The following is a 23,251-nucleotide window of genomic DNA, read 5'->3' as shown; positions in this document are numbered from 1 at the left end:
GCCGCTGACGTTTTTATCGCTTGGGATCAGGCTACGGGATTTTCTTCCGGTGCCTTCGGCAGCACCGATGCCGGCTTGTCGCTCAATCGGGTCACCAACAGCTGGTCAATCTTGTAGCTGTCGATGTCGACCACTTCAAACTTGTAGCCGGCATACTTCACGAAGTCGGTGCGTTTCGGGATTTTGCGCAGCATGTACATCATAAAGCCGCCGATGGTTTCGTAGTTGCCCGCCTGCGGGAACTCATCAATGTGCAGAACACGCATCACATCGTCTATCGGTGTACCGCCCTCAATCAGCCACGAGCTCTCATCACGCGCCACGATCTGCTCTTCCTGGCCCTGGCCTACCAGATCGCCCATCAGCGTGGTCATCACGTCATTCAGTGTGATGATACCCACGACCAACGCATATTCATTGAGAATAACCGCAAAGTCTTCACCGGCGGTTTTAAAGCTTTCCAGCGCTTCGGACAGCGTCAGGGTATCCGGCACGATCAGCGCCGAACGGATCTGCACGCCGCTGCTCAGTACCAGGCTCTGATTGCCCAGCACGCGGTTCAGCAGGTCTTTGGAATCCACATAGCCGACCACCTGGTCGATATTGCCGTCACACACCAGGAACTTGGAGTGCGGATGGGTCGAGACCTTTTGGATAATGCTTTCTTCGGTCTCACGCAGATCGAAGTAAACCACGCTTTCACGCGAGGTCATCGACGAAGGCACGGTACGTGATTCCAGTTCGAACACGTTTTCGATCAGCTCATGTTCCTGTTTACGCAGCACGCCTGCCAGAGCCCCGGCTTCCACCACCGCATAGATGTCGTCAGAGGTGATGTCGTCCTTACGCACCATCGGCAGTTTGAACAGGCGGAAGATCAGGTTTGCCATGCCGTTGAAGAACCACACCAGCGGCCGGAAAATCATGATCGAGAAACGCATCGGGTTGATGATCCGGACGGCAAACGTCTCTGGTGCAATCATACCGATGCGCTTCGGGGTCAAATCTGCGAACAGAATAAACAGGCTGGTCACCAGCACGAACGAACAGATGAAGCTGGCCTGCTCTGCCAGTTCAGGCGACAGGAAACGGTCGAAAATCGGTTGGAAAGTGGGGGAAAAGGCTGCATCGCCAACGATACCGCCGAGAATTGCCACGGCGTTCAGGCCAATCTGCACCACGGTAAAATACAACCCCGGCGTTTCCTGCAGTTTGAGGACTTTGGCGGCATTGACGTTACCTTCGTCTGCCATCAGTTTCAGTTTAATCTTGCGTGACGCAGCCAGAGAAATTTCCGACAGTGAGAAAAACGCACTCACTGCGATCAGAAAAAGAATCAGTAAAATACTGTTTAACATAATCTATCCATACGTACCGACGGGATGACGGCGCTCTTGAGGAAGGGTAGTACATTGTAAAAAAAGTAGCGATAACAACCAGAAGGAAGGTTATCGGGCCGCAGAGGCGGCCCGCACAGTATAGCAGCAGCCCTACAGGGGCCGCCAGCGGTTAAAAAATTACCGTCAATCGGTGTTTTAGCCCTGTGGTGGTAAACAAACACCGATACCGCCCAGGCCACAGTACCCTTCCGGATTTTTGAACAGATACTGCTGGTGGTCGTCTTCGGCATAGTAGAACGGCAGTGCCGGAGCCACTTCGGTGGTGATGGCGCGTTTATCACCGGCTTCGTTCATCGCCTGCTGGAAACGCTGCAGGCTGTTTTCCGCTTCGGCCTGCTGTTCTGGTGACAGCGTATAAATCGCTGAACGGTACTGGGTGCCGACGTCACCGCCCTGACGCATACCCTGCGCCGGGTCGTGGTTCTCCCAGAATACCTGCAGCAACTGTTTGTAGCTGATGATTTTCGGGTCGAACACCACGCGTACCACTTCCGTGTGGCCAGTTTGGCCGCTGCACACTTCGCGGTAAGTCGGGTTTGGCGTATAGCCACCGCTGTAGCCTGCTGCGGTGCTGTAAACCCCTTGCTGCTGCCAGAATAGGCGTTCCACTCCCCAGAAACACCCCATGGCGAAGATCGCCACCGCCATGCCGTCCGGCACTTGGGTCATTGAGTGATCGGTGACCACGTTAAGCGTGGCAACCGGCATGGGAGTGGTGCGGCCAGGTAATGCGTTTGCCTGGTCGACAGTTTGTGTTTTATCAAAAAATGGCACCACGGTTGACTCCTGTTGTCACAGTAAGAATTGGCCCAAGAGGCGGCAGTTAAGTTGTATCTAACCGCAACTTTGCCCACAATAAGCTACATATTGAGATTATGTATCAGCTTAACGCAGTATCTAGAGCGCCAAAAGATAAGAATGCGCCAGTTCACTGCGGCAGTAAAACCGTAACATGCAGCGTCTGGAAAAATGCTGAAAAGGGCCGCCGTCCTGATAGCGCGGAGTAGGCCCTGGCCCCAGAGCGAGTGTTATTACAGGAAAGTAAAATAAATTAAGGAGAACACGTGCCACGATACCGTGCCCTGTGCTTTTTGTGCGCGCTGCTCGCCACGCCTGCGGCCTATTCGGCGAATGTGCGGCTGCAGGTTGAAGGACTTAGTGGGGAATTGGAAAAAAACGTCCGGGTGCGTTTGTCGTCCATCACGCCGGAGGAGGTCAGTACGGATGGCCGTTTTCGCGCACGTGTGGATGAAGCCGTCCGTCAGGGGCTGAGAGCACTTGGCTATTATCAGCCAACCATCGACTTTACGCTGGATGACCGGCCAGGGCTGGCTCGTCCGGTGCTGCACGCCAAGGTTAACCCCGGTGAGCCGGTAAGAATTGCCGGCACCAATATCGTGCTGGAGGGCGGCGCGAAAACCGATGACGACTATCTGGCGTTAGTCAAAAAAGGCAAGCCGACGATAGGCGAGATCCTCAATCACGGCAAATACGACAGTTTTAAAGGTTCGCTGACCGGCCTGGCATTGCGTAAAGGCTATTTCGATGCCGATATGACCAAGAGTCAGCTTGGCGTGGCGGAGGATCTGCATAAGGCCTATTGGGACATCGATTTCAACAGTGGGCAGCGTTACCGCTTCGGCCAGGTGAAGTTCACCGGCTCGCAAATCCGTGAAGACTATCTGCAAAATCTGGTGCCCTTTCATCAGGGGGATTATTACAGTTCGGAAGATCTGGCCGAGCTGAATCGCCGTTTGTCCGCCACTAACTGGTTTAACTCGGTGGTGGTGTCCCCTGATTTCCAAGATGCCAAAGAGAACAAGATTTTGCCGTTAGATGCGTTGGTGTCACCGCGCACGCGCAACACCATCGAAACCGGGGTGGGCTATTCCACCGACGTGGGTCCCCGGATCAAAGGCACCTGGAAAAAGCCGTGGCTCAATGACCGCGGCCACAGTCTGGAAACCAGCGCCAGCATTTCGGCTCCGGAACAGCAGCTCGATTTGACCTATAAAATCCCGTTATTGAAGAACCCGCTGGAGCAGTACTACCTGCTGCAGGGCGGCTTCAAGAACGTCGATCTCAACGATACCAAGTCCGTCACCTCAAAAGCGGTGGTTTCCCGTAACTGGGATCTCTCCAGCGGCTGGCAACGGGCGTTGAACCTGACCTGGCGTCTTGACCACTTTACTCAGGGTAACGTCACCAACACCACCATGCTGCTGTACCCGGGCGTCAGCGTTAACCGTACCCGCTCGCGCGGCGGTTTGATGCCAACCTGGGGTGACAGCCAGCGTTATTCTATCGATGTGTCCGACAGCACCTGGGGCTCCGACGTGGACTTTGCGCTGATGCAGGCGCAGAACGTCTGGATCCGCACGCTGGCCGACAAGCACCGTTTTGTCGCGCGTGGGCAGGTGGGCTGGATAGAAACCAACGACTTTGAAAGGGTACCGCCGGATCTGCGATTCTTCGCCGGTGGTGACCGCAGTATCCGTGGCTATAAGTACAAGGGCATTTCACCCCGTGATGATGACGGCAAGCTGACCGGTGCCTCCAAAATGCTGACCGGCTCGCTGGAGTATCAATACAACGTGACCGGCAAATGGTGGGGCGCGGTGTTTGTCGACTCCGGCGAGGCGGTGAACGATATCAAGCAGAGCGACTTTAAGACCGGTGCCGGTTTCGGCGTGCGCTGGCAGTCACCGGTTGGTCCGGTGAAACTGGATATCGCGGCTCCGGTTGGGGATAAAGACACCCACGGGGTGCAGTTCTATATTGGTTTGGGGCCTGAACTATGAGCCTGATAAAAAAGATTTGTCTCGGATTTCTGATTGTCCTGCTGTTGTTGATCGGCGGCGTTGCATACCTGCTCGGGACCACCAGTGGTCTGCATTTGGTTATCAACAGTGCGGCGCGCTGGGTGCCGGGGCTGGATATTGCCAGTGTCACTGGCGGCTGGCGTGACCTGACGCTGAAAGGCGTGAAATACCAGATGCCGGGCGTGACGGTGAATGCCGGACAGTTCCATCTGTCGCTCGATCTGGCCTGTTTTAAAAACAGTTCGCTGTGTGTCAATGCTCTGACCGCACAGGACGTGGACGTGGTGGTGAAAACCAAAGAGATGACGCCGTCCGCGCCGGTGACAGAAAACAGCGAGCCAACCACTAACCTGAGTACACCATACCCGATTACCCTGCGAATGCTGGCGTTGAACAACGTCAAAGTCAGCGTAGACGACACGGCAATTTCCCTTGGCGAATTCCGCACGGGGGCGCAGTGGCAGGAACGTGCGCTGACCCTGCTGCCAACCAAAATCAGCGGCTTGTTGATAGCCCTGCCGAAAACGCCGCAGAACCCACTGCCGGAGGCCGTGCAACCGGTGGTTGAGGTGGCGAAAAAGGTAGAGGAAAAAGCCAATCAGGGCGCGAAGCCGGCTCCTCAGCCTGAAGAGAAGCCGCTGGGCGAAACCTTGAAAGAACTGTTTGCCAAGCCGTTGCTGCCGGATCTGCCGGACATTCGCCTGCCGCTGGATATCACCGTTAAGGAGATCAGCGGCGAACAGCTGCGGTTGACCGGTGATACCGACGTGCTGATCACCAGCCTGCTGCTGCAGGCCAGTACTCTGGATCAGCATATCCAGCTGGACAATTTCGACGTCAAATCCCCACAAGGCACGCTGTCGGCACAGGGACAGGCCACGCTGACGGGCACCTGGCCGGTGGAGATGGTGGCGAATAGCACACTGAACATCGATCCGCTTAAGGGCGAAAAGGTCAAACTGAACATCGGCGGTGGGTTGCGTGAAGAACTTAAGGTGGCACTAAACCTGTCCGGTCCGGTCGGCGCGCAGCTTGATCTGCAAACCCAACTGGCCGAAGTCGGTTTACCGCTGGCGCTGACGCTGCAAAGTAAACAGCTGAAATGGCCGCTGAGCGGCGAATCGCAGTACCAGATCAACGATTTCCGCCTGCGCTTTAACGGCAAGGCAACAGACTATGCGTTGTCGACCCGCGCCAACATCAAAGGGCAGGACTTGCCACCGGCGGTATTGACGCTGGACGGCAAAGGCAACGTTGAACAGTTCAAAATGGATCGCCTGCGTTTGGCAGCCTTGCAGGGCAATACCGATCTGACCGCGCTGGTGGACTGGAGCAAGGCCATCAGTTGGAATTCACAACTGACGCTGAGCGGCATCAATACCGCCAAACAGTGGCCGGAATGGCCGGCGAAGCTGGATGGCAAGATCACCACCCGCGGCAGTCTGCACGGTGGCAGTTGGCAATTACAGGTGCCGGTGCTGCAGCTCGACGGTAATGTGAAGCAAAACAAGGTCACCGCGCGCGGTACGCTCAGTGGCAATGCTGCCGGCCAGTGGAAAATACCGGGTATCGATCTGACCCTGGGACGCAACCAACTGAACGTGAAAGGCCAACTGGACGAGAAGAGTTGGAACCTGGATGCGAACATCGACGCACCGCGTCTGGACGGGGCACTGCCAGGATTGGGTGGTACGGCGAAAGGCTTGCTGAAACTGCGCGGTAACCTGCAGGCGCCTCAGTTGCTGGCTGACTTGACAGCTTCCGGTCTGCAGTGGCAGGCGCTGCATATCAACCGGGTGAAAATTGACGGTGACGTACGCTCCAGCGACCAGATCCAGGGGCAACTGGCGGTACGCGTCGAACAACTGAAACAGGATGCGTTGGACATCAACCTGCTGACTTTGGATGCCAAAGGCAGTGAGAAGCAGCATCAGCTGCAATTGAAAATTGATGGCAAGCCGGTTTCCGGCCAGTTGGCGCTGCAGGGCAGTTTTGACCGCCAACAGCAACGCTGGCGTGGCAACCTGAACAATACTCGCTTCGATACCCCGGTGGGGGAGTGGCGGTTAACCCGCGCTATTGCGCTTGATTACCTGAATACCGCACAGAAAATCAGCATTGGGCCACACTGCTGGCAGAACCCGAATGCCGAACTCTGCGTGCCGAAAACCATCGAGGCTGGCCAGAGCGGCCAGGCTAGCGTGGTGCTGAACCGCTTTGATCTGGCGATGATTAAACCTTTCCTCGGTCCGGAAACGGCGCTGAGTGGCGTGTTCACCGGACGGGCGGACGTGAGCTGGAAACCGGGTGGTGCGCTGCCGGAGGCAAAAGTCTCGCTGGTGGGCAACGGGGTGAAGGTGGTACAGCAGGTGCAGGGTAATGCGCTGCCGATTGCCTTTGACAAGCTGAATCTTAATGCCGGGCTGACCAATGGCCGTGCGCAGGCCGACTGGTTGATCAAGCTGACCAATAATGGCCAGTTTGACGGTAACGTACAGGTTGTCGATCCACAGGTGCGTCGCAATATCAGCGGTAACGTCAACATCACCAATATTTCCCTGGCGATGATTAATCCGGCGCTGATGCAGGGGGAGAAAGCCGCGGGCATGCTGAATGCCAACCTGCGTCTGGGCGGTAACGCGCAGAAACCTTTGGTGTATGGTCGTATGGCATTGGACAAGGTCGATATCGACGGTCACTGGATGCCGTTTGACATGACCGAAGGTCGTCTGGCGATGAACTTTGACGGTATGACCTCGACGCTGGAAGGTCTGGTCAGCACCACCCACGGTCAGCTTAATCTGTCCGGCGACGCTGACTGGCGCGACATCAACGCCTGGCGTGCGCGTATCGCCGCCAAGGGCGATAAATTGCGGGTGACGGTGCCGCCGATGATCCGTATCGATGTTTCGCCGGATCTGATATTCGAAGCAACGCCGCAGTTGTTCTCACTCAATGGCTCTGTCGACATTCCATGGGCACGCATTACAGTACAAGAGCTGCCGGAAAGTGCGGTGGGCGTCTCTTCCGACGAAGTGATGCTGGATGACCAACTTAAACCGATACAGCCGAAAACGGCGGGGATCCCGATCAACAGCAACCTGATGATCCACGTTGGCAACGATGTGCGATTGGATGCCTTTGGCCTGAAGGCCCGTTTGAAGGGCGATCTGAAAGTGGTGCAGGATAAGAATGGCCTGGGCTTGAACGGTCAGATTGACATCCCTTCCGGTCGCTTCCATGCTTATGGTCAGGATTTGATCGTTCGCAAGGGCCAGTTGATGTTCTCTGGGCCGCCGGATCAGCCGTTGCTCAATCTTGAGGCGATCCGTAATCCGGATTCTACCGAAGACGACGTCACCGCTGGGGTGCGGGTCACTGGGTTGGCGGATGCACCGAAGCTGGAAGTGTTCTCGGATCCGGCCAAATCCCAGCAGGAAGCGTTGTCCTATCTGCTGCGCGGACAGGGATTGGGCAGTTCCGGCGCTGATGGCAACGCAATGACCTCAATGTTAATTGGGATGGGGGTTGCACAAAGTGGTCAACTTGTGGGTAAAATCGGCGAGGCGTTTGGCGTAAGTAATTTGGCCCTGGATACTCAGGGGGTTGGCGACAGTTCCCAGGTTGTCGTGAGTGGTTATGTTCTCCCAGGCTTACAAGTAAAATATGGGGTGGGCATTTTCGACTCGCTGGCCACGCTGACGTTGCGTTACCGCCTGATGCCTAAATTGTATCTTGAAGCGGTGTCTGGTCTCGACCAGGCATTAGATTTGCTCTATCAGTTTGAGTTTTAGCGATGCGAATAATTGTCTACGGCAGTTTACGACGCAAACAGGGAAACAGCCATTGGATGACCAACGCCCAATGGCTCGGCGAGCATGAGCTCGAAGGCTATCAGATTTATAATCTGGGCCATTACCCGGCGGCGATCCCTGGAGAGGGCACGGTACATTGTGAGGTGTACCGCATCAACTCATCGATTTTGGCTGAGCTGGACGAACTGAAAAGCAACACCAAGGACTATAAGCGCGAGCTGATTCAGACGCCTTATGGGAGTGCGTGGATCTACCTGTATAAACACAGCGTGGATGGTTACCCGCGGATTAATAGCGGTGACTGGCTGAAGCGTCTCGACGAAAAGTAAAAAAAAAACACCGCTCACAGAGCGGTGTTTTTTTATCGGACGGCGGCTAAGAATTACTTCTTGGCAGCACGTTCGAAAGAGGCAATGATTTCAGCTTTAGCCGCGGCAGCGTCTGCCCAGCCTTCGACTTTCACCCATTTGCCTTTTTCCAGATCCTTGTAGTGCTCGAAGAAATGAGCGATCTGGGCACGCAGCAGTTCTGGCAGGTCGTTCACATCTTTGATGTGATCGTACTCTTTGGTCAGCTTGCTGTGCGGAACGGCAACCAGTTTAGCATCTTCACCGGCTTCGTCGGACATCTTCAAAACGCCAACCGGACGGCAGCGGATCACAGAGCCAGGCTGCAGTGGGAATGGGGTCGGCACCAGCACGTCAACCGGGTCACCGTCCAGAGACAGGGTGTGGTTGATGTAGCCGTAGTTGCACGGGTAGAACATCGCGGTGGACATGAAACGGTCAACGAACAGCGCGCCGGTGTCCTTGTCGATTTCATATTTGATCGGATCGGCGTTGGCCGGGATTTCGATAACTACGTAGATGTCTTCCGGCAGGTCTTTGCCAGCAGGGACCAGGTTCAAGCTCATGTCGGTTTCCTTTAATCAAACCAGAAATGGAGTGGCGGCTATTATAGCGGACTCTTTTGCGATTTCCTGCCCTTTTCATCACCCTCGCCCCGGCAGACGGCCATCCACTGAATTTCCAGATTAATCCTCCAACGGCGTTAAGTTTTTCCCGCGGTTGCCGATAACTTCATCAAATAATAATGAGTCGGCGAAGTCTGGCTCTGCGTTTTACCTCCTCTACGTTAGAACTCACTATTTCTGAAGCCGGGAACAACTCATGTTAAAAAAGATTACGGTCAAGGCCGGGCTGATTGCCCTGCTGAGCCTGATGACGCTGCTGTTGATTATGGTCAGCACGATCGGCGTCAACGCCATTAACGAAGGCTCGCGTTCGTTAAATACCCTGAACCAGATCCTGGGGGAAGAACTGGGATCGCTGGCCAGCAGTTCCAACCTGACGCTGCGGGCCAGAACGGCCGCCTCACTGGCGGTGCGCCAGCGCGAAATTGGCCAGATCGAAGTGTCTGATGCCACGGTGGGCCGCATTTATGATTACCTTGCGCAGTCAAAGCAGGAAATGGCGCGCTTTGTCAGCGTCGGCACCGTGACCGAACGTGGGCGCGAATTGTCCACTCGTTTGCAAAACAGCTATCGCGCTTATCTGGAGCAGGGCGTCAGGCCAATGGCCGATGCCATCAAGGCCGGCAAAGTTGATGATTATTACGACATCCAGGAAACCAAAATCTCCGCCCTGAGCATCGCTTTCGAAAAAGACCTCAGCGATTTCCGTAGCTTTGCCATGAAGATTGGCCAGCAACGGGTGCATGAGGCGGAAAGCAACGCCAGCACCAAGATTACCCTGATCCTGATCGCCGGCCTGCTCAGTGTATTGCTGGCGGTACTGGCCTGGTTTGCGTTGCGGGTGATTATCCTGCGGCCACTGGATGAATCTATCGCTCAGCTGGAACATATCGCCGGCGGCGACCTGACGCACCACATCATCGGCGAAGGGGAAACCGAAATGGGCCGTCTGGTGCGTGCGATGCAGCGGATGCAACAGGCATTGGTCAGTTCAGTCAGTAAGGTGCGTGATGCCAGTAGCCAAATTGACACCGGTTCACGCGAACTGGCTGCCGGTAACCAGCACCTGGCACAGCGTACCGAAGAGTCGGCTGCTTCGCTGGAGGAAACCGCCGCCAGCATGGAGCAACTGACCTCAACGGTGAAAATGAATGCCGAGAACTGCGAACAGGCCAATCAACTGGCGCTTAGCGTCTCTGATATCGCGAATCAGGGCAGTGAGGTGGTCAGCCAGGTAATGGACAAGATGCAGGCGATAACCGACAGTTCACGGCGCATCGCCGATATCATCAGCGTGATGGACGGCATCTCTTTCCAGACCAATATTTTGGCACTGAATGCGGCGGTAGAGGCGGCACGTGCGGGTGAACAAGGGCGAGGTTTCGCCGTGGTAGCCGGTGAGGTTCGCAACCTGGCCCAACGTAGCGCGCAGTCGGCGAAAGAGATTAAAGGGCTGATCGAAGCATCGCAAAACCGGGTGCAGGAAGGCGAACAGATGGCCGAGTCAGCGGCGAAAACCATGAATGGGATCACCGGCGAAGTGGGACGTGTAACGGCGTTGATGCGGGAGATTTCTGCGGCTACGCGCGAGCAAAGCAGCGGTATTGAGCAGGTCAACCTGGCGGTGGCACAGATGGATCAGGTGGCTCAGCAAAATGCGGCATTAGTCGAAGAGTCGGCGGCAGCGACGCGCTCGCTGGAGGAGCAGGCTCAGTTGCTGGCGCAGAGTATGGCGGCGTTCAAACTCTAATGCAGGGGGGCGAAATGCGCCCCCCGCATAGAACCGGTTATTCGTCCGGGTTCTCGGCGATAAAGCGCTCGGCGTCTTCCACCATGGATTTGGTGCCGACGAAGAACGGTGCACGCTGGTGCAGTTTCACCGGGGTAATGTCCAGAATACGGTTTTTACCGTCGCTGGCTTTACCGCCGGCCTGTTCCGCCAGGAACGCCATCGGGTTGCATTCATACAGCAGGCGCAGCTTGCCTTGCGGGTGGCTGGCGGTGCTTGGATAAATATAGATGCCGCCTTTCAGCAGGTTGCGGTGGAAGTCGGCAACCAGTGAACCGATGTAGCGGGAGGTGTAAGGCCGCTGCGTCGCTTCGTCCTGCTCCTGACAATATTTAATATATTTCTTCACACCGCGCGGGAACTTGATGTAGTTACCTTCGTTGATGGAATACATATTGCCGCTAGTCGGGAAGCGGACTTTCTCATGGGAGAGACAGAACACGCCCAGAGAAGGATCGTAAGTAAAGGCATGCACGCCATAACCGGTGGTGTACACCAGCATGGTGGATGAACCATAAACCACGTAGCCGGCGGCGACCTGAGCGCTACCTGGTTGCAGGAAGTCTTCTTCGGTCACTGGAATGCCGACCGGGGTAATGCGACGATAGATAGAGAAAATCGTACCGACCGAGACGTTGACATCGATGTTGGACGAGCCGTCCAACGGATCCATCAGCACCACGTACTTGGCATTTTCAGCCCGCTCGCCGTCGAATATCACGATTTCATCTTCTTCTTCAGAAGCGATACCCGCAACTTCACCGCGCGCTTTCAATGCTGCTTTCAGCTTTTCGTTGGCATACAGGTCCAGTTTCATCTGAACTTCACCCTGTACGTTGGAAACGCCGCTGGTGCCGAGAATATCAACCAGGCCCGCTTTGTTGATATCGCGGTGGATGATTTTGGCGCCCAGTTTAATTGCAGAAAGTAATGCTGTCAGCTCGCCGGTGGCGTGAGAGAAGTCGTGCTGTTTCTCGACGATAAATTCGCCTAACGTTTTCATGACACAATCCCTGAATCTACGGATGGGTAGCGGTTTGTTAACAAACCGCCAACGTATTCGCGAGCAGTGTAGCCCAAAGATGAACGCTATTCATAGGCAAATCCATTTCTTCTGGACGATTCTGAGCGTTAGAATGGGGGCAACATTCGACGTACTCTATGAGAAAACTATGCGCATTCACATTCTTGGGATCTGTGGCACCTTTATGGGCGGGCTGGCGGTGCTGGCACGTTCGCTAGGGCATGAGGTGACCGGCTCTGACGCTAATGTCTATCCGCCGATGAGCACGCTGTTGGAGAGGGAAGGGATCGATCTGATCCAGGGTTACGATCCGGCTCAGTTGGATCCTGCACCAGACCTGGTGATCATCGGTAACGCCATGACACGCGGCAATCCATGCGTTGAAGCGGTACTGGAGCAGGGTATCCCTTACGTTTCCGGCCCACAGTGGCTGCACGATTATGTGCTGCGCGATCGTTGGGTGTTGGCCGTTGCCGGGACACACGGTAAAACCACCACCGCGGGCATGGCGACCTGGATCCTGGAAGCCTGCGGCTACCAGCCGGGCTTTGTTATTGGTGGGGTTCCGGGCAACTTTGACGTTTCTGCTCGCCTGGGCGATAGCCCGTTCTTTGTGATCGAAGCCGACGAGTATGATTGCGCGTTCTTCGACAAGCGTTCCAAGTTTGTGCATTACAGCCCGCGTACGCTGATCCTGAACAACCTTGAATTTGATCACGCCGATATCTTCGACGATCTGAAAGCGATCCAAAAACAGTTCCACCATCTGGTGCGTTTGGTGCCGGGCAAGGGCAAGATCATTTTGCCTGATAACGACAGCCACCTGAAACAGGTGATGGCGATGGGCTGCTGGAGTGAGCAGGAACTGATTGGGGAAGAGGGAGCATGGCGTGCGCAGAAACTGACGCCGGATGCCAGCCATTATGCGGTATTCCTCAATGGCGAACAGGTAGGTGAAGTGAAGTGGTCTCTGGTGGGTGAACACAACATGCATAACGGTTTGATGGCCATTGCCGCCACCCGTCATGTTGGCGTGCTGCCTGCCGATGCTTGCCGTGCACTCGACGACTTTATCAATGCTCGTCGTCGCCTGGAGTTACGTGGTGAAGCCAATGGCATCACGGTATATGACGATTTTGCCCATCACCCAACGGCGATCCTGGCGACCCTGGCCGCGTTGCGTGGCAAAGTCGGCGGCACCGCCCGCATTCTGGCTGTGCTCGAGCCGCGTTCCAACACCATGAAAATGGGGATTAGCAAGAACGATCTGGCGCCATCCCTTGGCCGTGCTGATGAAGTGTTCCTGTTCCAGCCGCACCATATCCCCTGGCAGGTTGCGGAAGTGGCGGAAGCCTGCGTTCAGCCGGCCCACTGGAGTGCCGACCTCGACACGCTGGTGGATATGATCGTGAAAACAGCCCAGCCGGGTGACCATATTTTGGTGATGAGTAACGGCGGCTTTGGTGGGATCCACGATCGGCTGTTGGAGGCTTTGGCCAACAAACCGGAACCGAAAGCAACCTATTGATTGTTTGGGAATTTGAAATACTTTGTGCCAAGGGCCGGTCACGGCCCTTTTTTACGCCCATAAAAAAGCCCTCGCGAGCGAGGGCAACGGGGTCCGTCGGATAGGACGACGAAGTTTCTCCAGAGAATCAGTGCTTACGACAGAACTCGGCAGTGGCAGTGACGAGGGTAATCAGTTCGGTAAGCATGTCCTCTGAATTGTTATTTGTAGATTTCTGCTGTTGCGTGCCAGTTGCCGTTTTCGTAGGCTTCGATCACGCGGTAGGCTTTAGCGCCTTGCTTGTCGGCCTTGTCGGACAGGACCTGGCGAATATCGGAAGGCGCGCCGGTAATACCGCTGGCGGTAATGGTACCGACCGACTGAAGATTGTTGGCCTGATCATTAGTGATTAACGTGGCGGCAGAAGCACCGAACGAAACGACTGACAGCAGGCTGAGTGCGGCGAGGGTAGTTTTCATGTTCATGATATTGGGTCCTGTTGCGATAACCGCCTGGAAGGGCTTTTGCAGCGTTTTTATTCTTGAAGGCTGTTATCGGTAATGCTGGGTTCCAGAGTTTTATTGCCCGTTTCCGGGTAACACCTTGTACTTATTTGTAAATTTCTGCGGTGGCGTGGAAGTTACCTTCGTTGCGCGCTTCGATTACACGGTAAGCGGTTGCCCCTTTGGCATCGGCTTTTTCAGACAGTGCCTGACGGATGTCTGAAGGTGCACCGGCAACGCCGCTGACGGTAATGGTGCCTGCGGCCTGCATTTTTGCGGCCTGATTTGCATCAACAGATTGTGCTGCAAATGCGCCGAAAGAAAGCATGGATAGAATGCTCATAGTTGCGATGGTAGCTTTAATTTTCATGATTTATCCTTTTCGTATTCTTTTATCAGTTCCAATGAACTGTGATTTACGTCACGGAAATGAGTATACATCTAGTAACTCTAAAAATTAATAGTTAGCTAACAGTTTCTTGTGAAACTTTATTATGGCGTTGCTTATTTTTAATAACCAGATGGAATAAAAACCGCTCATAAAACGATCTTTCAATGTTAAAATTATGTAATTTCAATAAGGTAAGTGTTTTTGACCAAAAGTGCGGAAGATAGCAGTAGCTATCACTGGTTACGGTGAAATGTCATTTAAATGTGTTGTGGTGTGGAGGAAACCTGGTTTTAAACGTGGTAGATGATGGGGGAAAGGTAAGGGTAGGGTTAAAGAAGTGCTAACAAAACGCGACCGTTGGCCGCATTTGGTTAGCGCTATGCATCATAACTCTTGTTCGAACAGCGTCAGGATGGCTTCGTACAGCTGACGAGCGGTAAAGCTGCTGGCCGGGGTAACGAAAATAGTGTCGTCACCGGCGATAGTGCCGAGGATGCCTTCAGATTTACCCAGCGAGTCCAGCAGGCGGGCTATTAACTGTGCTGCGCCGGGACTGGTGTGGATCACTACCACAGCATCGTTATGATCGACGTCCAACACCAGGTTTTTCAGCGGACTGGTGGTGGTGGGTACGCCGAGTTCGGCCGGAAGGCAATACACCATTTCCATTTTGGCATTGCGCGTACGCACCGCACCGAACTTGGTCAGCATGCGCGATACTTTGGATTGGTTGATGTTTTCGAAGCCTTCTTCTTGCAGCGCCAAAACAATCTCGCCTTGAGAACTGAATTTTTCTTCTTTCAATAACGCCTTAAACGCCTTGATCAGATCTTCCTGCTTTGCGGGATTACGCATTTTGCACCGTGGAATGTTGACAATTGAAGTGATTATTATGCATATAAATGAATTTTTATGCAATAAAAGGACGCCCGGAAAAAACAAAAAGGCCCGGACAATGAGGAAAGGGCAGCATTTTAACAAAATCCGTATCCCATGAATATGCCCTTTCCGTGACCGAAAAAACCGTCTGAGGTAGTAAAGAAAATGTTATTAAAATGATGTTGTTCTGATGTTGTGTAAGGGTGTAATGTAACCGCCGGTTAACTTGCTCGTGAATAACCTCGCAGTATTTTTGATTAGTGTGCGCTATGCCCTTAATGCGTAAGCGATTTAATCTAAGATGAGCGCGATATCGGCCGTTTTATTGCGCCAGTTCTCAAACAGACTGTTAAGAGATTGTTTTTAAAGGTGTAATAATTTAAGGTCCGTACCCAACATATTCACGGCGCTTTATATATTTAAGATAATAAAGGAGTATAGGATGAAAGTTGCAGTTCTCGGTGCTGCTGGCGGTATCGGCCAGGCCCTCGCCCTTCTACTCAAAACCCAGCTTCCTTCAGGTTCTGAACTCTCTCTCTACGACATTGCCCCCGTTACCCCAGGCGTTGCCGTCGATTTAAGCCACATCCCAACCGCAGTTAAAATCAAAGGCTTCAGTGGCGAAGACGCGACTCCAGCCCTGCACGGCGCGGACGTGGTACTGATTTCTGCCGGCGTTGCACGTAAACCAGGCATGGATCGTTCAGATCTGTTCAACGTGAATGCGGGCATCGTGCGTAATCTGATCCAGCAAGTGGCAACAACCTGCCCGAAAGCCTGCATCGGTATTATCACCAACCCGGTTAACACCACCGTGGCTATCGCAGCAGAAGTGCTGAAGAAAGCCGGTGTTTATGACAAAAATAAACTGTTCGGCGTGACTTCGCTGGATATCATCCGTTCCAACACCTTCGTGGCTGAGCTGAAAGGCAAACAGCCGGAAGAGCTGAACGTGCCGGTAATCGGCGGACACTCTGGCGTGACCATCCTGCCATTGTTGTCACAGATCCCTGGCGTGAGCTTTACCGAGCAGGAAGTGGCCGATCTGACCAAGCGTATCCAGAATGCGGGTACTGAAGTGGTTGAAGCTAAAGCCGGTGGCGGGTCTGCAACCTTGTCAATGGGTCAGGCGGCGGCGCGTTTCGGCCTGTCTCTGGTTCGTGCGCTGCAAGGCGAAAAAGGCGTGGTGGAATGTGCTTACGTGGAAGGGGATGGCAAATATGCTCGCTTCTTCGCACAACCGCTGGTGCTGGGTAAGAATGGCGTTGAAGAACGCAAAGACATCGGGACTCTGAGCGCGTTCGAACAGAAAGCGCTGGAAGACATGCTGGATGTTCTGCACAAAGATATCGAACTGGGCGAAAAGTTTATCAATAACTGATCATTCAGTGGTGCATGAGTATACATAGGCCGCCGGACAGCGTACCGGCGGTTTTTTTATGCCCGCAGCTATGACCGGATGCGGGCTTTTCGATCCAGCAGGTTGTGGGTGTGCGGATCGAAATAACGGCTTGGCCAAATCTCTGCAGGATGGATGTTAAGTGATTCGGCAATTAACCATTCCCCTTTTGGCCAGGGGCGCGATAGCGCATTCGCCAGCGTTGATGAGCTTAGCCCTGCCTTGCGCGATACCGCCGCCAGTGTAGTTCCCTTCTTACGTAAAGCCGCAATGATATCCGCCGGATGCCAGTCCTTGTTCCTTGAGTTCATGTTTGCATTCCTTTTTTGATTAGCGAAAGTTCTGTTAGTGGTATAACTAACAGGTCAAAATTAATCGTTTGAACAACATGAAACGCTTATACGGAGACTAGGATACCACTAAATTTCTTAAAAAATATCCCATAAATTTCCAAAAAAAGATATTTGCCGACTTTTGCCCAGAGAACATGGCCATGAAAAAAGAGTGGTTTGCCGCCAAGGAGCTGACAGGCGTAGCAGGATTACCCTCCTCAGCACAGGGAATAAATTTGATGGCGCGTCGTGAAGGCTGGATCAGCCGCCGGCGTAAAGGCGTGCAGGGGAAAGCGCTGGAATACCATATTGACAGCTTGCCTGCCGGGATACGTAATTTATTGGTATTAAAAGAAGAACCTGCAAGCTATGAGTTTGACCGCAAGGATCCGCTGGCCGTGTGGATCGAATATTTCTATCACCTGACGGAGAGCGAACGTGAGAAAGTTTTGGCGTTCCTGATGCGAGAAGGGATCGGTAGCTTATTGGCGCGTATTTCAGCGGAGAAATGATCAGACCCGCAGCGCGGGTCTGTGGAAACAGCAAGACGTTTATTGTTTCTTAAAAATCACGTTGAACCGCAAGATGCGCTAATCCTTCCAGCGCGGAACGATGAGCGGATTCCGGCAGAACTTGCAACGAGGCAATGGCCTTGTCGGCCTCTTCCTCAGCACGCTGGCGGGTATATTCCAGCGAGCCGCATTTCTGCATGGCCTCCAACACGGGTTCCAGCAAATGACGGCCGTTACCTTGTTCAATAGCCCCACGGATCATGGTTTTCTGTGCGCCTTCGCTGTTATGCATGGCGTGCAGTAACGGCAGTGTCGGCTTCCCTTCATTGAGATCGTCACCGGTATTTTTACCCAGGGTGCTGCCGTCGGCACTGTAATCGAGCAGGTCATCGATCAACTGGAAAGCGGTGCCAAGGTAGCGACCGTAATCCTGCAGCGCTTTTTCTTCTGCTTCACTTGCATCTGAAAGGATGGCTGAGGACTGTGCCGCTGCTTCAAACAGACGTGCGGTTTTGCTGTAGATCACCCGCATGTAGCTTTCTTCGGTAATGTCCGGATCGTTGACGTTCATTAACTGCAGCACTTCGCCTTCGGCTATTACGTTGACGGCCTCGGACATCAGCGCCAACACGCGCAGCGATTCCAGACTGGTCATCATCTGGAAAGCACGGGTATAAATGAAGTCGCCGACCAGAACGCTGGCAGCATTGCCGAAGGCGGCATTGGCGGTGGCCTTGCCGCGGCGCATATCTGATTCATCCACCACGTCATCATGCAACAAGGTAGCGGTGTGAATGAATTCGATCAGCGCAGCCACGGTAATGTGTTTATCACCCTGATAATGCAACGCCCGCGCCGCCAGAACGGCGATCATCGGGCGGATGCGTTTACCGCCACCACTGATAATGTAATAGCCAAGCTGATTGATGAGCGTGACATCGGAATTCAGCTGTTCGAGAATTGTTGCGTTCACGGCCGCCATATCTTGCGCGGTTAACTCGGTAATTTGCTCTAGGTTCATTGTATTTTTTTCAGCTGTGTTTCTCTTCACCGCGTTGAGATCGCTGCTCACATCGGTACATGGCGGTAACTGTCCCTCTGATTGTACTTGAAAAACGGCTCAGATAAACGCCATGAAAGAAACTGTGCTTTTTTTCTTCTTTTTTCTGCTTCTGGTCTTATTCTGCTCTTGTCATATGCTGGATTATTGCGTAGAATTCGCGCCCTATTGTGAATATTTATAGCGCGCTCTGTACTAAACAGTTGGGCACGCGGAAAGCGGAGTTTTATATGTACGCGGTTTTCCAAAGTGGTGGTAAACAACACCGAGTAAGCGAAGGTCAAACCATTCGCTTGGAAAAGCTGGACATCGCAACTGGTGAAGCAGTTGAGTTTGACCAGATTCTGATGATCGCTAATGGCGAAGATATCAAAATCGGCGTTCCTTACGTCGATGGCGGTAAGATCAAAGCTGAAGTCGTTGCTCACGGTCGTGGCGAGAAAATTAAGATCGTTAAGTTTCGTCGTCGTAAGCACCATCGTAAGCAGCAGGGCCACCGTCAGTGGTTCACTGACGTTAAAATCACCGGCATCAGCGCTTAAGTTAGGGGAGCAGATTAATGGCACACAAAAAGGCTGGCGGCTCGACTCGTAACGGTCGCGATTCAGAAGCTAAACGTCTGGGCGTAAAACGCTTTGGCGGCGAAGCAGTACTGGCAGGCAGCATCATCGTTCGTCAGCGCGGCACTAAATTCCACGCTGGTACCAACGTGGGTTGCGGCAAAGACCACACTCTGTTTGCTTTGAAAGACGGTAAAGTCAAATTCGAAGTTAAAGGCCCGAGCAATCGTAAATTTATCAGCATCGAAGCTGAATAATTTTCCGAGCCTTACTAAATAGATGTAAGCCCCGCAATTCGTTGCGGGGCTTTTTACATTTATGGGCTACTTGTGTATCGGCCCGTCAGCGCTGGCAAAGGTAAGATGGAAACGAAACAGCAGGTCGGAATTGGCATTTCTCTGGCGGTGACTACGGCAGTTTGCTGGGGTGCATTGCCGATTGCGATGAAAGAAGTGCTGGTAGTGATGGAGCCGTTTACCATCGTTTGGTATCGATTTACCATTGCTGCACTTGGATTGGGGCTTATTTTGGCCGTGCGCGGCAAGTTGCCGCCGGTGACCCTGTTCCGTCAACCGCGCTGGTTGTTGATTCTGGCCATCGCCACCGCAGGCTTGCTGGGGAATTTTATTTTCTTCAGCTCTTCACTGCAGTATCTCAGCCCGACAGCATCGCAAGTGATCGGCCAACTATCGCCGGTCGGCATGATGTTTGCCAGCGTGCTGATTTTAAAAGAGCGCATGCGCATTACCCAGGTGATTGGCGCGCTGATGCTGATCTGCGGGTTGCTGTTGTTCTTCAATGTCAGCCTGATTGAAATTTTCACCCGCCTGACGGATTACACCCTTGGGGTGTTGTTGGGTGTGTGTGCGGCAACGGTCTGGGTTACTTATGGCGTTGCGCAGAAAGTGTTGCTGCGTCGATTGGCCTCGCCGCAAATCCTGGTAATGTTGTACACTTTATGTGCAGTGGCGTTATTTCCTCTGGCCAGGCCGGAGGTGATTTTCCAGCTCAGCGGTTGGCAATTAGCCTGTCTGCTGTTTTGTGGTGCCAACACGCTGATTGGTTATGGTGCGCTGGCTGAGGCCATGGCGCGCTGGCAGGCGGCACAGGTGAGCGCGTTAGTGACGCTGACACCGCTGTTTACCCTGCTTTTTTCAGATTTATTGGCGCTGGCCTGGCCACACGTATTCGCCGCCCCGACATTAAATGTCGTCGGCTATGTCGGTGCTTTCGTGGTGGTAGCGGGCGCCATGTTTTCCGCAATTGGTCACCGTTGGTGGCCGCGACGGGCAGAACCCCGCCTGGTTGCTCCTTTGAAGCAGCCTGGTGAATGATTTACGGAGACGGTAAATGAAGTTTGTAGATGAAGCAGCGATTTTGGTCGTTGCAGGTGACGGTGGTAATGGTTGCGTCAGCTTCCGTCGCGAAAAGTATATCCCGAACGGCGGGCCTGATGGTGGTGACGGCGGCGATGGCGGCGACGTCTATCTGTTGGCGGACGAAAACCTCAACACGCTGATCGACTACCGCTTTGAGAAATCTTTCCGCGCCGAACGTGGCCAGAACGGTCAGAGCCGTGACTGTACCGGCAAGCGTGGCAAAGATATTACCATCAAGGTACCGGTAGGTACCCGCGTGCAGGATCAGGGCACCGGCGAGATCCTCGGTGACATGACCCGTCATGAGCAGCGTCTGATGGTGGCGAAGGGCGGTTGGCACGGTTTGGGCAACACCCGTTTTAAATCATCTGTCAACCGTGCTCCGCGTCAGAAAACGTTGGGTACCGCCGGTGAAGCTCGTGACATCCTGTTGGAGCTGTTGCTGCTGGCCGATGTGGGTATGTTAGGCCTGCCGAACGCCGGCAAGTCGACCTTTATCCGCGCAGTGTCTGCTGCCAAGCCGAAAGTGGCTGACTATCCGTTTACCACTCTGGTACCAAGCCTGGGTGTGGTACGTATGGACCACGAGCAAAGCTTCGTGGTTGCCGATATCCCAGGGCTGATCGAAGGTGCCGCTGACGGCGCTGGTCTGGGTATTCGCTTCCTGAAGCATCTGGAGCGTTGCCGCGTGCTGCTGCACCTGGTGGATATCGCCCCAATCGATGAGTCTGACCCAGTAGAAAATGCCAAAATCATCATCAATGAGTTGAATCAGTATAGCGAGAATCTGTCGCAGAAGCCTCGTTGGCTGGTTTTCAACAAGATTGATGTAATAGGCGAAGAAGAAGCTGCCGAACGTGCCAAGGCGATTGCAGAGGGCATGGGTTGGGAAGGTAAATACTACATGATCTCCGCCGTCAATCGCGAAGGTGTCAATGCGCTGTGCTGGGATGTGATGAAGTTTATCAATACCCAACCGAAAGCCATGGCCATAGCAGAAAGCGCGCCGGAGAAAGTCGAGTTCATGTGGGATGATTACCATCGTGAACAGATCGCTGAAGTGGAAGCTGAAGCGGATGACGACTGGGATGACGACTGGGATGAAGAAGACGACGAAGGCGTCGAAATCGTTTACCAGAAGTAATCTTGCGAAGAGAGGGGCTCAGTTAATACTGGGCCCTTTTTTTATTTCAGTACGTTTTCCGGCAACCAGCATTGAGCATTGAGCCCGTGGGTATCCTGACGGTTTTCCAGCGTTAAACGCCCCTGATGCAGCTGTACAATACGGGTCACGATGTTCAGCCCCAGCCCACTGCCGCCATAGCGCTGATCCATACGGCGGAAGGCCTGGGTGAGTTCGCCTACCATTTTCTCTTTGACGCCCGGTCCTTCATCGCTTACCTGTAGCCGATGCCCGCGATCCTGCCGAGTCAGTTGCACCTGGATCCTGCTGCCCTCGGGGCTATAACGATGGGCATTCTCCACCAGGTTGCGCAGCAGCAGACGTAACAGCACCGGGTCGCCATGTACCGGGGCGGTGGCTGGAAGCTGCCATTTCAGACTTTGTCCGCGTTGCGCTGCCAACTCTTCGAGTTCTTCCCGTAGCGGTTGAATAACGTCGTTCACCCAATCGAAGCGTTGATAATGGCCACTGGCAAAATCTTGCCCGGCGCGCGCAAGCATCAGCAATTGCTCGACGGTGTGCATCAGTTGGTCAATGCGGGTAATCAGCGGTCCGCTTTGCGGGATCCCCTGCTTTCCCATTAACTCCAGATGCAGACGGATTCCCGCCAGAGGTGTACGCAGCTCATGGGCGGCATCGGCGGTAAACAGCCGTTCCTGTTGGATGGTGTTATCCAGCCGCGAGAACAATTGGTTGAGTGTGGTGGTAACCGCCATCATTTCCAGACTGTCACTGTTGAGCGGCAGTGGCGTCAGGTTATCGGCGGAGCGCTTTTCCAGCCGCTGTTGCAGTTGATTAAGCGGTCGGATAATCCAGCTGATAGCCCAAAATGAGGCCAGCAGGGTGACGATCATCATGATCAGTGAAGGGGCGAGCAACGAGGCTATCGCTTCGGCGATTTCCGTATCGACACGCTCGGTACGAACCTTGGCCGACAGGGTTTCATCCACCAGGAAGCTGATTTGCTCCTGGCTTTCATGCCACAGCCAAAAGGCACTGATAAGCTGGGTGACCAAAAGGATCAGCGCCAGCATCAACAACAGACGACGGCGCATGCTGATCATGATGAGGACTCCAGGCGATAGCCGATACCGCGAACGGTACGGATGCGATCCTTACCCAATTTGCGGCGCAGGTTATGGATATGCACTTCCAGCGTGTTAGAGCCCAAATCATCCTGCCAGGTATAAAGATCCTGCTGCAGCAGTTCACGGTTGACCGTTTGTCCGGCGCGCATCATCAGACGCGACAGGATGGCGAACTCTTTTGGAGTGACTTCCACCGGCTGTTGTTGAACATAAACCTGCTGACTGGAGAGATTGAGCTGGAGATCGTCCAACTGCATGAGATTGTCACTGTGGCCCTGGTAACGGCGGATCAGAGCCCGCACGCGCGCCTGCAGCTCAACCAAAGCAAAGGGCTTCACCAGGTAATCGTCGGCACCGGCATCCAGCCCGTCGACACGATCTTCCAGTGCGTCACGTGCTGTCAGAATCAGTACCGGCAATTCAACTTGCTGGCGGCGCCACTGCCGAAGCAGGCTGGCGCCGTCCATGTCGGGCAGACCCAGATCGAGGATAATCATACTGTACTGACTGGTGAGGAGCAGAGCACTGGCCTCCGCCGCCGTGGCGGCGCAATCGCAGGCATAGCCTTCCCCGGCTAATGCCAGTGCCAGGCCTTGTTGCAGCAGCTCATCGTCTTCAACAATCAGCAGTTTCAT

22 protein-coding genes are annotated in these 23,251 nt (G+C 53.9%); 11 read left to right on the top strand and 11 right to left on the bottom strand.

Annotated elements, in window-relative coordinates:
- Positions 1-26: 26 nt before the first annotated feature.
- Both paeA and msrA read right to left on the bottom strand, forming a co-directional pair.
- Positions 27-1,358, bottom strand: a complete 1,332-nt coding sequence (paeA, locus tag F8R23_RS15520) for a polyamine export protein PaeA (protein ID WP_129935240.1) — start codon at positions 1,356-1,358, stop codon at positions 27-29.
- Between the two features lie 177 nt (positions 1,359-1,535).
- Complete coding sequence (msrA, locus tag F8R23_RS15515) at positions 1,536-2,177, bottom strand: peptide-methionine (S)-S-oxide reductase MsrA (RefSeq protein WP_165366339.1); 642 nt, start codon at positions 2,175-2,177, stop codon at positions 1,536-1,538.
- 287 nt (positions 2,178-2,464) lie between these two features.
- On the opposite strand from msrA, the gene tamA reads away from it, so the two are divergent.
- From tamA to F8R23_RS15500, 3 genes are read left to right on the top strand one after another with little or no spacing between them, the layout of a single operon-like run.
- On the top strand, positions 2,465-4,201 hold the full coding sequence (gene tamA / locus F8R23_RS15510) for an autotransporter assembly complex protein TamA (protein WP_129935238.1): 1,737 nt from the start codon (positions 2,465-2,467) through the stop codon (positions 4,199-4,201).
- Complete coding sequence (tamB, locus tag F8R23_RS15505) at positions 4,198-8,016, top strand: autotransporter assembly complex protein TamB (RefSeq protein WP_151415786.1); 3,819 nt, start codon at positions 4,198-4,200, stop codon at positions 8,014-8,016. The genes tamA and tamB overlap by 4 nt, the downstream gene beginning before the upstream one ends.
- Before the next feature lie 2 nt (positions 8,017-8,018).
- Positions 8,019-8,366 (top strand): gamma-glutamylcyclotransferase family protein, encoded by a 348-nt coding sequence (locus F8R23_RS15500; protein ID WP_006317485.1) that lies wholly within the window; start codon positions 8,019-8,021, stop codon positions 8,364-8,366.
- Positions 8,367-8,419: 53 nt separating this feature from the next.
- Here F8R23_RS15500 and ppa read toward each other — a convergent pair whose 3' ends face one another.
- Positions 8,420-8,950, bottom strand: a complete 531-nt coding sequence (ppa, locus tag F8R23_RS15495) for an inorganic diphosphatase (protein WP_112347910.1) — start codon at positions 8,948-8,950, stop codon at positions 8,420-8,422.
- A gap of 256 nt (positions 8,951-9,206) precedes the next feature.
- Between ppa and F8R23_RS15490 the strand changes: the two genes are divergently transcribed.
- The gene (locus F8R23_RS15490) at positions 9,207-10,760 is read left to right on the top strand and encodes a methyl-accepting chemotaxis protein (RefSeq protein WP_151415785.1); all 1,554 of its coding nucleotides are present in this window, start codon (positions 9,207-9,209) and stop codon (positions 10,758-10,760) included.
- A 37-nt stretch (positions 10,761-10,797) separates the two neighbouring features.
- Here the strand turns inward: F8R23_RS15490 and fbp are convergent, their stop codons facing one another.
- Complete coding sequence (gene fbp / locus F8R23_RS15485) at positions 10,798-11,802, bottom strand: class 1 fructose-bisphosphatase (RefSeq protein ID WP_151415784.1); 1,005 nt, start codon at positions 11,800-11,802, stop codon at positions 10,798-10,800.
- Between the two features lie 169 nt (positions 11,803-11,971).
- Here fbp and mpl point away from each other — a divergent pair, with 169 nt between their 5' ends.
- Complete coding sequence (mpl, locus tag F8R23_RS15480) at positions 11,972-13,351, top strand: UDP-N-acetylmuramate:L-alanyl-gamma-D-glutamyl-meso-diaminopimelate ligase (RefSeq protein WP_129935233.1); 1,380 nt, start codon at positions 11,972-11,974, stop codon at positions 13,349-13,351.
- 200 nt (positions 13,352-13,551) lie between these two features.
- Here the strand turns inward: mpl and yhcN (F8R23_RS15475) are convergent, their stop codons facing one another.
- From yhcN (F8R23_RS15475) to argR, 3 genes are all read right to left on the bottom strand, one after another.
- Entirely contained in the window at positions 13,552-13,815 is a 264-nt protein-coding gene (gene yhcN / locus F8R23_RS15475; RefSeq protein ID WP_151415783.1) for a peroxide/acid stress response protein YhcN, read from the bottom strand.
- 124 nt (positions 13,816-13,939) lie between these two features.
- On the bottom strand, positions 13,940-14,203 hold the full coding sequence (gene yhcN / locus F8R23_RS15470; RefSeq protein WP_085119454.1) for a peroxide/acid stress response protein YhcN: 264 nt from the start codon (positions 14,201-14,203) through the stop codon (positions 13,940-13,942).
- 405 nt (positions 14,204-14,608) lie between these two features.
- Complete coding sequence (argR, locus tag F8R23_RS15465; protein WP_020824937.1) at positions 14,609-15,079, bottom strand: transcriptional regulator ArgR; 471 nt, start codon at positions 15,077-15,079, stop codon at positions 14,609-14,611.
- A 466-nt stretch (positions 15,080-15,545) separates the two neighbouring features.
- On the opposite strand from argR, the gene mdh reads away from it, so the two are divergent.
- Positions 15,546-16,484: a malate dehydrogenase gene (gene mdh, locus F8R23_RS15460; protein ID WP_099064489.1), complete on the top strand. Its 939-nt coding sequence runs from the start codon at positions 15,546-15,548 to the stop codon at positions 16,482-16,484.
- Between the two features lie 68 nt (positions 16,485-16,552).
- Here mdh and F8R23_RS15455 read toward each other — a convergent pair whose 3' ends face one another.
- Positions 16,553-16,813 (bottom strand): helix-turn-helix domain-containing protein, encoded by a 261-nt coding sequence (locus F8R23_RS15455; protein WP_085119457.1) that lies wholly within the window; start codon positions 16,811-16,813, stop codon positions 16,553-16,555.
- A gap of 182 nt (positions 16,814-16,995) precedes the next feature.
- On the opposite strand from F8R23_RS15455, the gene F8R23_RS15450 reads away from it, so the two are divergent.
- Positions 16,996-17,346, top strand: a complete 351-nt coding sequence (locus F8R23_RS15450; protein ID WP_129935231.1) for a DNA-binding protein — start codon at positions 16,996-16,998, stop codon at positions 17,344-17,346.
- Between the two features lie 49 nt (positions 17,347-17,395).
- On the opposite strand, the gene ispB is transcribed toward F8R23_RS15450, so the two are convergent.
- Entirely contained in the window at positions 17,396-18,367 is a 972-nt protein-coding gene (gene ispB, locus F8R23_RS15445; protein ID WP_129935229.1) for an octaprenyl diphosphate synthase, read from the bottom strand.
- Between the two features lie 269 nt (positions 18,368-18,636).
- Between ispB and rplU the strand changes: the two genes are divergently transcribed.
- The 4 genes from rplU (at position 18,637) to cgtA (ending at position 21,489) form a co-directional block, all read left to right on the top strand.
- Positions 18,637-18,948, top strand: coding sequence for a 50S ribosomal protein L21 (gene rplU, locus F8R23_RS15440; RefSeq protein WP_012004933.1), 312 nt, complete (start codon positions 18,637-18,639; stop codon positions 18,946-18,948).
- A 17-nt stretch (positions 18,949-18,965) separates the two neighbouring features.
- On the top strand, positions 18,966-19,223 hold the full coding sequence (rpmA, locus tag F8R23_RS15435; RefSeq protein ID WP_004933559.1) for a 50S ribosomal protein L27: 258 nt from the start codon (positions 18,966-18,968) through the stop codon (positions 19,221-19,223).
- Between the two features lie 105 nt (positions 19,224-19,328).
- Positions 19,329-20,300: a DMT family transporter gene (locus F8R23_RS15430; protein WP_099064492.1), complete on the top strand. Its 972-nt coding sequence runs from the start codon at positions 19,329-19,331 to the stop codon at positions 20,298-20,300.
- A 16-nt stretch (positions 20,301-20,316) separates the two neighbouring features.
- Complete coding sequence (gene cgtA, locus F8R23_RS15425; protein WP_099064493.1) at positions 20,317-21,489, top strand: Obg family GTPase CgtA; 1,173 nt, start codon at positions 20,317-20,319, stop codon at positions 21,487-21,489.
- A gap of 41 nt (positions 21,490-21,530) precedes the next feature.
- Here cgtA and pmrB read toward each other — a convergent pair whose 3' ends face one another.
- Entirely contained in the window at positions 21,531-22,592 is a 1,062-nt protein-coding gene (gene pmrB, locus F8R23_RS15420) for a two-component system sensor histidine kinase PmrB (RefSeq protein WP_129935227.1), read from the bottom strand.
- A complete protein-coding gene (gene pmrA, locus F8R23_RS15415) occupies positions 22,589-23,251 on the bottom strand; it encodes a two-component system response regulator PmrA (protein WP_099064532.1) in 663 nt (220 codons plus the stop codon). The genes pmrB and pmrA overlap by 4 nt, the downstream gene beginning before the upstream one ends.

The organism is Serratia proteamaculans (assembly GCF_008830365.1).
Lineage (GTDB): Bacteria > Pseudomonadota > Gammaproteobacteria > Enterobacterales > Enterobacteriaceae > Serratia > Serratia proteamaculans.
Note: the sequence above shows the minus strand (reverse complement) of the source record. Positions and strands in the feature narration are given on the sequence as shown.